This window comes from Tateyamaria sp. GN1-10 (assembly GCF_055693845.1).
This window is the reverse complement of record NZ_JBVFUR010000002.1, coordinates 19975-34025: the sequence shown is the minus strand read 5'-3', so window position 1 is coordinate 34025 and position 14051 is coordinate 19975. Positions and strand designations below refer to the sequence as shown.

Annotated in this window: 11 protein-coding genes and 2 pseudogenes; 4 read left to right on the top strand and 9 right to left on the bottom strand. The window is 61.5% G+C overall.

Annotated features, from left to right (window positions below; genetic code table 11):
* Positions 1 to 7: 7 nt before the first annotated feature.
* From ACZ1HN_RS00215 to ACZ1HN_RS00175, 9 genes and pseudogenes are all read right to left on the bottom strand, one after another.
* Entirely contained in the window at positions 8 to 637 is a 630-nt protein-coding gene (locus tag ACZ1HN_RS00215; RefSeq protein WP_472725982.1) for a LysE family translocator, read from the bottom strand.
* Positions 634 to 1176, bottom strand: a complete 543-nt coding sequence (idi, locus tag ACZ1HN_RS00210) for an isopentenyl-diphosphate Delta-isomerase (protein ID WP_472725981.1) — start codon at positions 1174 to 1176, stop codon at positions 634 to 636. Before idi ends, ACZ1HN_RS00215 begins: the two co-directional genes overlap by 4 nt.
* Positions 1173 to 2351 (bottom strand): annotated as a pseudogene (locus tag ACZ1HN_RS00205) (geranylgeranyl diphosphate reductase). Before ACZ1HN_RS00205 ends, idi begins: the two are co-directional and overlap by 4 nt.
* Before the next feature lie 4 nt (positions 2352 to 2355).
* Positions 2356 to 2805: a PucC family protein gene (locus ACZ1HN_RS00200; protein ID WP_472725980.1), complete on the bottom strand. Its 450-nt coding sequence runs from the start codon at positions 2803 to 2805 to the stop codon at positions 2356 to 2358.
* The gene (locus ACZ1HN_RS00195) at positions 2805 to 3611 is read right to left on the bottom strand and encodes a PucC family protein (RefSeq protein WP_472725979.1); all 807 of its coding nucleotides are present in this window, start codon (positions 3609 to 3611) and stop codon (positions 2805 to 2807) included. The genes ACZ1HN_RS00200 and ACZ1HN_RS00195 overlap by 1 nt, the downstream gene beginning before the upstream one ends.
* Positions 3608 to 4507, bottom strand: a complete 900-nt coding sequence (gene chlG, locus ACZ1HN_RS00190; RefSeq protein ID WP_472725978.1) for a chlorophyll synthase ChlG — start codon at positions 4505 to 4507, stop codon at positions 3608 to 3610. The genes ACZ1HN_RS00195 and chlG overlap by 4 nt, the downstream gene beginning before the upstream one ends.
* Before the next feature lie 48 nt (positions 4508 to 4555).
* On the bottom strand, positions 4556 to 5143 hold the full coding sequence (locus tag ACZ1HN_RS00185) for a helix-turn-helix domain-containing protein (protein WP_472725977.1): 588 nt from the start codon (positions 5141 to 5143) through the stop codon (positions 4556 to 4558).
* On the bottom strand, positions 5070 to 5978 hold the full coding sequence (locus ACZ1HN_RS00180; RefSeq protein ID WP_472725976.1) for a PAS domain S-box protein: 909 nt from the start codon (positions 5976 to 5978) through the stop codon (positions 5070 to 5072). The genes ACZ1HN_RS00185 and ACZ1HN_RS00180 overlap by 74 nt, the downstream gene beginning before the upstream one ends.
* Positions 5975 to 6757 carry a cobalamin-dependent protein gene (locus ACZ1HN_RS00175; RefSeq protein WP_299209846.1) on the bottom strand — a complete coding sequence of 261 codons (783 nt, stop codon included), beginning with the start codon at positions 6755 to 6757 and terminating at the stop codon, positions 5975 to 5977. Before ACZ1HN_RS00175 ends, ACZ1HN_RS00180 begins: the two co-directional genes overlap by 4 nt.
* 307 nt (positions 6758 to 7064) lie before the next feature.
* Here ACZ1HN_RS00175 and bchF point away from each other — a divergent pair, with 307 nt between their 5' ends.
* The 4 genes and pseudogenes from bchF to ACZ1HN_RS00155 all read left to right on the top strand — a co-directional run bounded on the left by bchF (position 7065) and on the right by ACZ1HN_RS00155 (position 13999).
* The gene (gene bchF / locus ACZ1HN_RS00170) at positions 7065 to 7565 is read left to right on the top strand and encodes a 2-vinyl bacteriochlorophyllide hydratase (protein WP_472725975.1); all 501 of its coding nucleotides are present in this window, start codon (positions 7065 to 7067) and stop codon (positions 7563 to 7565) included.
* On the top strand, positions 7562 to 8923 hold the full coding sequence (locus ACZ1HN_RS00165) for a ferredoxin:protochlorophyllide reductase (ATP-dependent) subunit N (RefSeq protein ID WP_472725974.1): 1362 nt from the start codon (positions 7562 to 7564) through the stop codon (positions 8921 to 8923). Before bchF ends, ACZ1HN_RS00165 begins: the two co-directional genes overlap by 4 nt.
* Entirely contained in the window at positions 8898 to 10451 is a 1554-nt protein-coding gene (gene bchB / locus ACZ1HN_RS00160) for a ferredoxin:protochlorophyllide reductase (ATP-dependent) subunit B (RefSeq protein ID WP_472725973.1), read from the top strand. Before ACZ1HN_RS00165 ends, bchB begins: the two co-directional genes overlap by 26 nt.
* Positions 10441 to 13999: pseudogene (locus ACZ1HN_RS00155) on the top strand (magnesium chelatase subunit H). Before bchB ends, ACZ1HN_RS00155 begins: the two are co-directional and overlap by 11 nt.
* Positions 14000 to 14051: the final 52 nt, after the last annotated feature.

Below are 14051 nucleotides of genomic sequence, written 5' to 3'. Positions count from 1 at the left end.
GTTAGCGTTAACGTTGCGGCGTGATGTCCTTGAGACCCAACAGAACGGCTGCGCCGATCATTAGGCCGCCACAGACGCGATTGATGGCCGTCATGGATCGCTTTGCAAAACGGGCGGCCACCCGGTCCCCGGCCCAGCCCCACAACAGCAACGTGGCGCCATCCACGACAAGATACGTGGCCCCAAGGATCAACAGCTGCGGCAGGATTGGCACATTGACCGTGATAAATTGCGGGAACAGAGCCGCAAAGAAAACAACGGCAAACGGGTTGGTCATTGAGGTTACAAACCCAAGGCGAAACAGCCGGACAGGATGGGCAGCGCCATCCGCACGCCCCCGCGCACCGTCGCCTCGGGACATCATCATGCGCAGCCCGATCCACACCAGATAGGCGACGCCCAACCATTTGATGACACCAAAGGCCGCCGCAGACGTGGCTATCACCGCAGCAAGGCCAAAAGCAGCAGCCGTCATCTGGATCACGTTGGCGCTCAAGTCACCTGCAATGACCCAGACGGAACGGCGCAGCCCGTGCTTCATCGCATTTGCAATGATCAAAAGCTGGCTGGTATCCGGCGGTGTGGCAAAAAACACCGCAACAGCCGCGAGGTACAAAAGATAGATCTCTACACTCACACCCGCGCGGCCTGCGCCAGGTCAGCGCCAAAGATCGTGTCGGCATGGTCCGCCAGGTAGATGCGCAGCCATGGCGTAAAACGATCAGGATGACGGGCCACCGTGGCCATCAGATCGTGGTAGTCGACCCACTCGTAGGCCATGACTTCATCCGGGTTTGGCGCCACGCGCAGATCACCCCGGGCGTGGCCCAGATAGACCTCAACCACCTCGTGCTCAATCAACCCATCGCCCACATCCGCCCGGTACTCCAGATGATGTCGATGCTCGAGCGGAACGCCAGTCACGCCCAACTCTTCGTTCAGGCGGCGGGCTGCGCACACCGAAGGCGCTTCGTCCCATTCGGGATGCGTGCAACACGTGTTCGCCCACAGGCCCGGCGTGTGATACTTACCCATCGCGCGTTGCTGCAACAACACCTCGGTGCCCCGCACAACAAAGACCGACACGGCCTTGTGCTTCAGACCGCGCTGATGCGCCTCCAGTTTTTCCACCGGGGTCAACGCGCCGTCGACCCAGGCGGGGATCATGATCGTCATACGTGGTTCGCCTTCACCAGCCCGGTCAGGTGGGCCATATTCTTGATACCGATCTTCAGATGCGCCATGGGCCGCGCTTTGACCAGCCTCTTGTTCATATACGCCTCGAAGGTCAGACGCTGCACATCTATATCGTGACAAAGTGACACAAAGCGTTCGCGCCGGTCGTCATTACGATAATAGGCATTCTGCATCGACGCCAGAACCCGGAACACGGTTTTGTGCTCGCGCATGAACAGCTTGCGCGCCAGTTTCAGGTCCTTGGCCCGGCCCGACGCAAGAGTCGCCGCACAAGCCGTCGCAGCAACCCGACCCCCGACCATCGCATAGTAGATGCCCTCGCCCGAGGATGGTGCCACGACACCAGCTGCGTCTCCGGCCAGAACAACATCCTTGCCATTGTCCCACCGGTCCATCGGCTTCAGGGGGATGGGGGCACCTTCCTAGCGCAAGGTCTCGCACTCGTCCAGACCGGATGCAACGCGCAGCGCCGCCGTCGCTTCCTTGAGGTTCACAGACGATTGCTCGGACCCCATCCCAACGCTTGTCGTGCCACCATGCGGAAACACCCAGCCATAGAAGTCGGGCGATATGGACCCGTCATAGATCACGTCACAGCGCATCGGGTCATAGGTGTCGGTGGCCTCCGGAGCCTTGATGATCTCGTGATAGGCAAAGACAAGCGGCACCTTGTCGGCCCCTTCCACCTCGGCCTGCCCAACGCGGGACTTGGCCCCATCGGCCCCGATCACCAGCTTGCAGGGCAGTTCGCGATGCTCCTGTGTTTCCTTGTCGCGATAGACCACCACCGGATGCCCATCGGGCCGGTCAATGCGGACGAATGTACCGGTGAAATACGCGGCCCCCGCATCGGCGGCGCGCTGGCGCAGGAACGGATCGAAATCCTTCCGATCGACCATCCCGACATACCCGTTCTCGATCGGGATATCGACGCGACGACCCGTGGGCGAAATCATCCGGGCGGTCGTGACCTTGGTCAACAACTGCTCTTCCCCGATGTGAAAATCCTGCATCAGCCGGGGCGGAATGGCACCACCACAGGGTTTGATCCGCCCCTCGCGGTCCAGCAGGGCAACGGAATGGCCCGACCGCACCAGATCCTCGGCTGCGGTGGCCCCGGACGGTCCTCCGCCCACAACAACGACATCATACATTATACTACTCCCCCGGAACCAAGGTTACATCATGGGTCTCGACCGCTCGCATCACGCGAGAGGCGACCAGAGCGGCACATAGGAACAGCGCCGCTTCGAATGTGAAAACCGTGCCGTAAGCCGCAGCATCGGGCAGGATCAAACGGGTCAGGTCCAGCATGCCCGTGGCGACCAACCCAGCCAGACCCGCGGCAATGGCCTGCGCCGCACCAAAGACACCCATGCGGGTGCCGGTGTTGCGCGCATGGGCGGCGGCCAACTGCATCATTGAACCGACCGCGCCAACGACAAACAACCCGTTGCCCAAGCCCAGCACAACCGTCGACGGCACCAGCGGCAGACCGGCCCCCAGACCCAACAAGCCAAGCGCTGACAACACACAGCCCGTCACCGCCCAAAACCGCAGACTGCCAATTCGCAGATGCGACAGGACCCCCGCCGCAATCATCCCCATCAGGGCGGCCCCGTCCTTACCCCCGACAGCTTGGTGCTGTCCTCGGGGCTCAGGCCATGCACATGACCGGCAAAAGGCTCAAAGATCAGTTCGGACAGGTAAAACGCGAGGATCGACAGAAAGACAAAGCCGGTAAACTGGCGCGCCGCGGGGTCAGCCCATGTGCGGCGCAAGGCTGCAATCAATGGCGTATCATCCGCCTGATGCTCGAATGCGGCATGGCTCTCAACACCGATAGTTGCGATCACAGACAGAAGGAAAGCCACCGCACAAACCGCCGCGACAACCCACACCAGCCGGTCCGGGCTGTAAGGCTCAAGCGCGATGCCGGTCCCGACAGAGGCAAAGATCGCCCCGGCAATCAACAGCAACCACGCCAGCGTGGCCCCTGCCCCTTTGCGCGGTCCGGTCACGCAGGCCAGAAGAGCAAGGAACGATGTGCCCGCGGCCCCGATACCCAAGCCAATAGCGGCGTACGACAGCACCCAAACCGTCAGCGCCCAGATCACGGACGTTTCTGCCAGCAGGATACCCCAAGCTGCTCCAATCACGCCCAATGCAACAACAGCAATCCCACCAAGGATAAACGGTGTTCGCCCCCCCTTCACGTCCGACCGGTGGCCCCAGACAGGCCGGGTCAGCTGCACACCATAATGCAGGGCGACCAGCAAACCGGGCAGCAGCGCGGGCAAGGCCAGTTCAACCGTCATCAACCGATTGAACAGATTTACGGGTAGTGCTGCCAGCCCACCGATGGCGGCATTCACCAGACACAGACGCACCAACATGCCCCAGCCAGCAATCATGCCAGCCCCCGCAGTGCAAAGGCGGCAATCATCATGCCGGAGACATAGAGCAGCACACCCGTGCCATTGTACCAAGGCGCCTTGGCCTTGGGATCGCGGAACATGATTGTCATGGCCCAGAATTGCAGCAACAGGACCAAGGCAACCCCCGCCGCATGGGCGGGCCGATCCCAAAGGGTCAACAGCGCAATCACGACAGCTTGTGGCACCGCCATCACGGCACAGGCCACCTGTGCCGCGCGACGCGGACCAAGGATCACAGGCAGGGAATTGACCCCCATCTGCCGGTCGCCTTCCAGCGCTTTGAAATCATTCAGGGTCATAATGCCATGCGCGCCCAGCCCATAGAGGAGCGCCACCAGCAACACCTCGCCGCGCGGTGCGCCCGCACTCAGCACGGCAGCACCTGTGATCCACGGCAAAGTCTCATAACTCAGACCGACAAGGCCCGGACCCCACCATCCCGACCGCTTCAGGCGAACGGGTTCAGCCGAATAAGCCCACGCGGCCAACACGCCCGCAATCGTCGCGGCAAAACCCCACGGACCCAACTGCCAGCCGACAAACAGGGACAGGGCGGACATGGTCAACGCAATCCACAGCCCCCATCGCCCCGGAATACGACCGGACGGGATCGGGCGGTCGGGTTCATTGATGGCGTCCACATGCCGGTCGCACCAGTCATTTGCAGCCTGAGACATCCCGCACACGATAGGGCCCGCCAAAAGCACACCCAGCAAGATCAAAGACCACTGCCCCGCCGGGGACGCCCCGGATGAGATGGCACCACACAGATAGGCCCACATCGGCGGGAACCACGTGATCGGTTTGATCAGGCGCAGGGCCGCCGCAGGCTCGGGAAATCGGCGCGCAGGTAAAGAAGGGCTGACATCCATGTGTCAACTATGGCTGACACTTTGAGTCGGCGCAAGGGTCGCAGCAGGCTAGCCGTTCTTGCTCAGCAGCCCATATTTGCGCAGCTTGACGTAAAGCGACTGACGGGACAGCCCCAACATCTCGGCCGCGGCAACGCGGTTGTTGCGCGTCAGGTTGACGGCCGTTTCAATGCACATCTTCTCAACCACATCAGTGGTCTCGGCCACGATCTCTTTCAGCGACGCAGAGCCGATCAGGTCCATCACGTTGCGGCCAGGCTCTGGCATGCTCGCCCCGCCGCTGCCTTCAACCTTGCGGACACCTTCCAGACGGCTGACATCACGCATGATCAGCGCCACGGCCGGGTTCTGCGCGTCTTCAAGCGCGGTGGCTGAAACTTCGACAGGAATGCGCGCACCCAGATCATTCACAAGACGGGTGGCATAGACACGCATCTGCCCGGTGCGGGCCGCATTCTCCAACAGCACACCCAGATCAATCTGACCGCGGGCCAGATACTCGGCCAAGGATTGACCCACCACATCCGACAGATGAGTTGCCCCTATCAGATCCAGAAAGGCATCATTGACGGACAGCGTGGTGCCACGCGGGTCCATAAAGACAATGGCATCCGTCGTTCCCCGGAACAGCGACACCGCATGATTGGATGCCAGAATCCGTGTTTGACGCAATCGCTTCGCTGCCGACAAGACGACACATCAGAACGCGCTGCCCTGCAGCGCGGAACAAGGTCGGATACAAGTCGATGGTTTGATGTGTCCGCGACGTACGCACCGGTACAGCTTCACCACCGTCTGTCAGGGTGGCGTTCATCAGGCTTTCGGTCAGCTCCGCACCGGACCGATCCTTGAACAGGCTGGCAAGGGTGACACCCACAAGCGCATCCGGCTTCAGGCCCAGCAACGCTGCAGCCCGGCCATTCGCATCTTCGATCCGCCCGGTCTGCACCGACACGAACACAATCGCATCGTCAACATTCGACATGACCACACGATAACGCGCGTCAAACTCGCGGCTGGCCTCGTATCCTTGCTCAAGCGCAATCTGGGCCTGCACCAACTGCTGCTGCGTTTCGGCAATGGGGCGCAGGTCGCGACCCAACAACAAGACCCCATTCTCTTGTCCAAAACGGTGGAACGTATAGCGCACAGGATATTGCCACACGGCATTGTCGCTGTGGTTCAGCTCAAGCGGCTTTTTCGGCGGATGCCCCGACATATACGCGTCGTGCGCTTGCTGAAACTTTTCAATGCTCTCTTCCGTCAGGAACTCGACAACAGGTCGACCTTCCCAATGGCTCAGGTTGCCAAAGCTGTCATCCTGGTCGTTCAACAGCACCGACAGGATCGTGCCTTCGGCAGATACAACAAGAGCGATGTCCGAGGCAGCCGCAATAATGCTGCTCAGAAACTCAGGCTCAATGAGCGGGACAGCGCCGCTTGTCCAAAAACTGCTTCCGTCAGTTGTCATCTACGGGCCAATGCCTTTTTGCGCTTCGTCGTGAAGCCAACAACATCTTTTGCCGTATTCGTCACAAGATCGACGCCTGTTTGTTCTGTTATATGTTTAGTGATCCCAGAATAGGCGCCACCTATGGCCAACACGGGACTCATATCACTTGCTTCTCTTATCTTTGTAACCGTTCCACATGCGGTTTCAAGGCCCGCGGCCCGCGCACATGAGAACAGAATCATATCCGGCTGATCATATTCAACCCTGGCAAGAATCTGAGGTGTTGCCTCGTTGATCGACAGGCTGACATCACAGCCCAGCCGACGCAGCTGCGCCGCAACAACGCTGGCTCCCAGGAAATGCTGCTCGCCATCAGGAACAATGACCAATGCGTGCAATACATTGCTCTGGTCCACCGACTCGCGCGTAAGGCCATGTGCCGCAACGCCCAAAAGCGCCTGCAAACGCAACGAACCCACCGTGACCGTGGCAAAATCCAGGTCTGATGTCATCCATTGCGCGCCCAGGTATTCCGCAGCCTTGGGAATATAAAGGTCAATCAGCGCATCATGGGTCAGGCGGTAGGTGCTCAACTCCTCCAGCACCAGCGCTGCATCAAAACTGCCATCAGACAGAACAGCCCGCACCAGATAGTCGATGGCAATCTGACGTGCGCCCGAGGGTCCAACGACCTGACGATCCTTCAGGATAGAAATAACCTCACCGGCCAACGACTCGTGGTCGTAGCTGTGCCCGTACACATAACGGGAAGTGCCAAATGGGTCGTCCTGCGTCATGGATTACCTCGATCCGTGTGAACGCAATGAACGGTTCTGGCGCGTCAGAGCCGTGGAAACAACAAAAGTGTCTGCCCGAACACACACAATGTCAACTCAATTTGACAGCAGCACCACGTCACAGACCTATGCGCGCCTCTGAGCAGCGCAGCTTAATTCAGAAAAGCGGGGTTTTTTCACACCCATACAGGTTGCAGCGATTAAAAACTGTGCGCCAAGATGACAGTCAGAGTGTAAGTTATAATTGACACTTTTCCCTCCCACCCGATACGCTGAACCCGTGACGCAAAGGGAGAGGCGCAACACAATGTCCATTCGGACACCCCCACATGCAGCACCGGTCGGGCTCTATACAGCCGAGGAACGCGCGCGTCGGGATGCCACCATCTGGACCCCGGTTCAGGGCATTCTCGCACCCCTCCAATTCGCGGTGTTCCTGATCTCCCTGACGCTTGTCATCCGCTACCTGTCTACGGGGGAAGGATACGCCGCCGCCACATGGTCCATCGTCATCAAGACGGGCGTGCTTTACCTGATCATGATCACGGGTGCGATCTGGGAAAAAGTCGTTTTCGGCCAATATCTTCTCGCCCCTGCCTTTTTCTGGGAAGACGTGTTTTCCTTCCTCGTGATCGCCTTGCATACGGCCTATCTCTGGGCGCTGTTCTCCGGTGCCCTGGAACCCGTCCCGCTGATGTGGCTGGCCCTCGCCGCCTACGGTGCCTACGTCATCAACGCCGCCCAGTTCGTGCTCAAGTTGCGCGCCGCTCGATTGCAGGCATCTGCAATGCACGAGGCACCGGCATGACCGAGCTTCCCCGCCTCCCATCGGCAGGTGGCTGCCGCGAGACACCGATTCTCAAACAGCGCGGTCAACGCGAGGTGTTTTGCGGTCTGACGGGAATCATCTGGCTGCACCGCAAGATGCAGGACGCGTTCTTTCTGGTGATCGGCAGCCGCACCTGCGCCCATCTGCTGCAATCGGCGGCCGGGGTCATGATCTTCGCCGAACCACGCTTCGGCACCGCGATCCTCGAAGAAACCGACCTCGCCGGTTTGGCCGATGCGCAGGACGAACTCGACAAGGTCGTGGATGAACTGCTCACCCGCCGCCCCGACATCAAGCAACTCTTCCTTGTCGGCTCCTGCCCCTCCGAGGTGATCAAGCTGGACCTCGCCAAGGCGGCCGAACGCATGACCCAACGCCACGCACCATCGGTGCGGGTGCTGAATTTCTCCGGCTCCGGTATCGAAACGACCTTCACCCAAGGCGAAGACGCCTGCCTCGCCTCCATGGTGCCCGTCCTTCCCAAAACAGACGAGCGGCAACTGCTGCTGGTCGGCGCCCTGCCCGACGTGGTTGAGGAACAGGCCATCGGCCTTCTCGAAGCCATGGGCATCGGCCCGATCAAGGTCCTGCCTGCCCCCCGGGCCGACAGCAACCTCGGCGTCGGCCCAAACACCCTCTACGCCCTGACCCAACCGTTCCTCGGCGACACGCATGACGCGCTGAGCCGCCGCGGCGCGCGCCACATCCCGGCGCCGTTCCCTTTCGGTGAAGAAGGCACAACCCAATGGCTCGCCGCCATCGCCACGGAATTCGGCGTCGCACCCGAGCTGTTCGAACAGGTCACCGCCGCACCTCGTGCCCGCGCCCGCAAGGCCATCGCCCAGGCGGCAGAGGCGCTGAACGGCAAATCCATCTTCTTCTTCCCTGACAGCCAGCTCGAAATCCCTCTGGCCCGCTTCCTGACCCGTGAATGCGGGATGGAAGCGATCGAAGTCGGAGCGCCCTTTATCCACAAAGGCATCGTCGGCCCCGACCTCGACCTGCTAGCCGAAGGGCCCACGATTTCAGAAGGACAGGACGTCGACCTGCAACTCGACCGCGCCAAGGCGGCCAAACCCGACCTCACCGTCTGCGGCCTCGGCCTCGCCAACCCATTGGAGGCTGAAGGGCTGGCCACCAAATGGGCCATCGAACTCGTCTTCACTCCGGTCCATTTCTACGAACAGGCGGGCGACCTCGCGGGCCTCTTCTCCCGCCCCATTCGCCGCGCGGACGTCCTTCAACTTGACCCTGTTTCTTCTGACGGCAAATACCACGGGGTGTGGGGGCTGGCCCCCACGCAGTTGGCCCATGAAGCTCACCGTCTGGACATATGAGGGCCCACCCCATGTCGGTGCCATGCGCGTGGCCACCGGCATGACGGACCTGCACTATGTGCTCCATGCGCCCCAAGGCGACACCTACGCCGACCTGCTCTTCACCATGATCGAACGGCGCGACCACCGCCCGCCGGTCACGTACACAACCTTCCAGGCCCGCGATCTTGGCGCCGACACGGCCAACCTGTTCAAACAGGCAGCGCAAGACGCCTACGACCGGTTCAAACCGCAAGCAATCATCGTGGGTGCCTCCTGCACCGCCGAACTGATCCAGGACGACCCCGGCGGCATGGCCGAAACCATGGGCCTGCCAGTCCCCACCATCCCGCTCGAATTGCCCAGCTACCAGCGCAAGGAAAACTTCGGCGCAGATGAAACGTTCTTCCAGATCGTAAAAACGCTGGCGAAACCCATGGAGCGGACCGAACAGGTCACCGCCAACCTGATCGGTCCCACAGCCCTCGGCTTCCGCCACCGCGATGACATTCAAGAGGTGACCGCGCTGCTCTCGGACATGGGGATCAGCGTAAATGTCGTGGCCCCAATGACGTCCTCACCCGCCGATATCGCCCGCATGGGCGCGGCGCATTTCAACGTTCTGATGTACCCAGAAACGGCAGAGTCCGCCGCCCGCTGGATGGAACGGGACCTGGACCAGCCCTATACTAAAACCGTGCCCATCGGCGTCGGCGCCACCCGTGATTTCGTCAACGAAGTCGCGACGATCACGGGCAAGGATGCTTATCTCGACACCTCCCGCCTGCGCCTGCCCTGGTACTCAAAATCCGTCGACAGCACGTATCTGACCGGCAAGCGTGTCTTCCTGTTTGGCGACGGCACCCACGTGCTCGCCGCCGCCCGCATCGCGCAGGACGAGATGGGGTTCGAGGTCGTAGGCATGGGCTGCTACAACCGCGAAATGGCCCGTTCTGTCCGTGCCAAGGCCCGCGAAATGGGGATCGAAGCGACCATCACCGACGACTACCTCGAGGTTGAGCGCGTGATCGAAGCGCTGCAGCCCGAAATGATCCTCGGCACACAGATGGAACGCCATATCGGCAAACGGCTCGGCATCCCATGCGCCGTTATCTCGGCCCCGGTCCACGTACAGGATTTCCCCGCCCGCTACTCCCCCCAGATGGGGATCGAGGGGGCCAACGTGATCTTTGACACATGGGTCCACCCGCTGGTCATGGGGCTGGAAGAGCACCTGCTGCACATGTTCCGCGAGGATTTCGAGTTCCACGATGCGGCCGGTCCCTCGCACCATGGCGGCCATGCGCCAAGCCCAACCGATGCAGGGGGGCCAGCCCCCCAGCCTGCGGCTTCCCCCCGAAGTTTATCTGGCAAGATGAATGAAGGATCCGTGATCTGGCTGGCTGATGCCGAGAAAGAGTTGAAGAAGATTCCGTTCTTCGTACGCGGCAAGGCCCGCCGCAACACCGAAATATTCGCCAACGAACGCGGTGTCGCTGAAATCTCCGTCGACACACTCTATGAAGCAAAGGCCCATTATGCGCGATGACACGCACATAAACGGGCGCATGCCCGGCTACCGCGTGGTGATCATCACGTTGGACAGCCATGCCGCCGGCCCGGCCCGACGGGCCATGGATGCACTGGTGTCGGACTACCCGGGCCTTGATCTGCAAATACATGCCGCCGCCGAATGGGGCGAATCTCCCGAGGCCTTCGAGGCCGCCGAAGAGGCCGTGATGAATGGCGACATCATCATCTCGAACCTCCTGTTCCTCGAAGAACATGTGGCCCGAATCCTGCCTGCGCTGAAAGCGCGCCGAGACACCTGTGACGCGATGGTCGGGGTCATAGCCGATGCCGAAGTGGTCAAGTTGACCCGCATGGGCACGCTCGACATGCAGGCCCCGCCCTCGACCATGGGCAAGTTGATGAAGCGCCTGCGCGGCTCCTCCAAACCCTCGACCGAGGACGGCGCGAAGAAGATGCAGATGCTGCGTCGTCTGCCCAAGATCCTCAAATTTATCCCCGGCAAGGCGCAGGATCTGCGCGCCTGGTTCATGGTCATGCAGTACTGGCTGGGCGGGTCCGACGACAATGTGCGGGCGATGATCCAGTTCCTGCTGAAACGCTACGCGACCTCTGCCGATTGGGCGAACGGGCCCGAAGCGGCCCTGCCCATCGACTACCCCGACACAGGCCTTTATCACCCCGATCTGCCGCAGCGCATCACCACTGATGCCGCCGATATCCCTGGTCCCAAAGGGGCGGAGATGACCGTGGGCATCGTCATGCTGCGCTCCTACGTACTGGCGGGCGACACGGCCCATTACGACGGCGTCATTCGCGCGTTTGAGGCCCGAGGCATGCGCGTTCTGCCCGCCTTTGCCGGAGGGCTGGACGCACGTTCTGCCATCGACGTCTATTTCAAAGGTCAGGTGGACGCACTTGTCTCCCTGACCGGTTTTTCGCTGGTGGGCGGCCCTGCCTACAACGACAATGAGGCAGCCATCGACGTGTTGTCCGAATTGGATGTCCCATACCTTGCCGCCCACGCGTTGGAATTTCAGACGCTCGGCCAGTGGGCAGACAGCACGGGCGGTCTCGGCCCCATCGAAACAACAATGCTCGTGGCTCTCCCCGAGTTGGACGGGGCCACTTGCCCCACCGTCTTTGGCGGGCGGCTTGGCCCCGAAGGGTGCAATGGCTGCGCCCATACCTGTCAGGCAGGCGAACCGAAGGCGATGGTGCCTTGCGTCGAACGCATCGACAGCCTGGCGGAAAAAACCCTGCGCCTTGGTCGCCTGCGTCGAAAAAAGAATGCCGAGAAGAAGGTTGCTGTCGTCCTCTTTGGTTTCCCACCCAATGCGGGTGCCGTGGGAACAGCTGCGTATCTTTCTGTTTTCGAAAGCCTTTTCAACACGTTGAAAGCCATGCAAGCGCGCGGCTACACGGTCGATCTGCCAAAAAGCGTGGACGCCTTGCGCGCCCAAGTCTTGCAAGGCAACGCCGCGCAGTACGGTCAGGAGGCGAATGTCGCCGCCCATGTGGATGCCGACACCATCGTTCGCACCACGCCGCCGCTTCACGCCATAGAAGCCGTCTGGGGCCCTGCGCCGGGCCGCATCCAATCCGACGGGCGCGGTGTGTTCGTGCTGGGCAAGGAACTAGGCAACGTCTTTGTCGGGGTCCAACCCGCCTTTGGCTACGAAGGCGACCCAATGCGGTTGCTGTTCGAGAAAGGCTTTGCCCCGACCCACGCCTTCACCACCTTCTATCTCTGGCTCCGCAACACCTATCAGGCTGATGCGGTGGTGCATTTCGGCATGCACGGCGCGCTCGAATTCATGCCTGGCAAGCAGGCCGGCCTTGGGGCACAGGACTGGCCGGACCGGTTGATTGGCGAGATGCCGAACATCTACCTCTATGCGGCCAACAACCCGTCCGAGGCGTCGCTGGCCAAGCGCCGGTCCAACGCCGTGACAATCACGCACCTGACGCCACCACTCGCGCAATCCGGTCTCTATAAGGGGCTGGCGGAGTTGAAAGACTCCCTCTGCCGCTGGCGCGAGATGGACGGTACTGACCCTGCGCGGGTTGAGCTGGAAGAGTTGATCGCCGAACAGGCCGAAGCCGTGGACATGGGCAGCACGCCTGCCGAAGCGCTCTGGCTGAAACTGCTCGAAACCGAAGACGCGCTGATCCCCGAAGGTCTGCACGTGGTAGGCCAACCGCTCAGCGATGTCGCGCGCACGGAATACCTCAACCTCATGTCCCACGCGGATGAAGATGCTCGGGCGCGCGTCGACGCACTGCTACAGCAGGAAACTGAACTGACTGCGCTTATGACAGCGCTCGACGCGCGTTACATCAAACCGGTGCCCGGCGGTGACCTCATCCGCTCGACCGACATTCTGCCCACGGGCCGCAACATCCACGCCTTTGATCCGTTCCGCATGCCCACGGCTTTCGCCTGCCGCGACGGGATGAAACAGGCGCAACTGCTCTTGGACACGCACCCGACCCTGCCCCGCTCGATCGCACTGGTGCTGTGGGGGTCCGACAACATCAAATCCGACGGCGGCCCCATCGCGCAGGCCCTCGCCCTCATGGGCTGCACCCCGCGCTTCGACAGCTTTGGCCGTCTTGCCGGGGCCGACCTGATCCCACTCACGGACCTCGGCCGTCCCCGCATCGACGTGATCATGACACTGTCGGGCATTTTTCGCGACCTGTTGCCCCTGCAAACCCGCATGCTGGCCGAAGCGGCATTGAAATGCGCCAAAGCCGACGAGCCGCTGGAGCAAAACTACATCCGCGCCCACGCGCTGGCCTATGCAGAGGCGCAGGGCGTGGATCTCGCAACCGCTGCGCTGCGCGTGTTCTCGAATGCCGAAGGGGCCTATGGCTCGAACGTGAACCAACTGGTCGACAGCTCCGCCTTCGGGGACGAGGACGAGTTGGCCGACGCCTATGAGACGCGCAAAAGCTTTGCTTACGGCGTCGATGGCAAATCCGCCGCGAACCCCGCGCTCCTGCAAAAGGCGCTCGCAGATGTGGAGGTTGCCTACCAAAACCTCGAGATCCGTCGAACTGGGTGTCACCACGGTGGACCACTATTTCGACACGCTGGGCGGCATCGCCCGCGCGGTGAAACGCGCGCGGGGGTCCGAGGCATCGGTCTATATCGGCGACCGGACTCGCGGCAACGCGACCGTGCGCACGCTCAAGGATCAAGTGGCGCTCGAAACCCGCAGCCGCGCACTGAACCCCAAGTTTTTCGAAGGGCTGCTGAAACACGGCGCCGAAGGTGTGCGGCAGATCGAGGCGCATATCACAAACACCGTCGGCTGGTCCGCCACCACCGGACAAGTGGACGACTGGGTGTACCAGCGCATCTCGGAAACCTTCGTTCTGGACGAAGAGATGCGGCAGCGCATGGCCGATCTGAACCCAACCGCGTCGTCCCGCATGGCCAACCGCCTGCTGGAAGCGTCCGACCGCGAATACTGGGCACCCGACGCCGAAACGCTGGCCGCGCTCCAGGATGCCGCCGATGCGCTTGAGGACAAGCTCGAAGGGATCGCAGCCGAATGACCCGTTACACGGACACATACCGCGGGAGCCTCCGGCGGAGGTTTATTTCGCA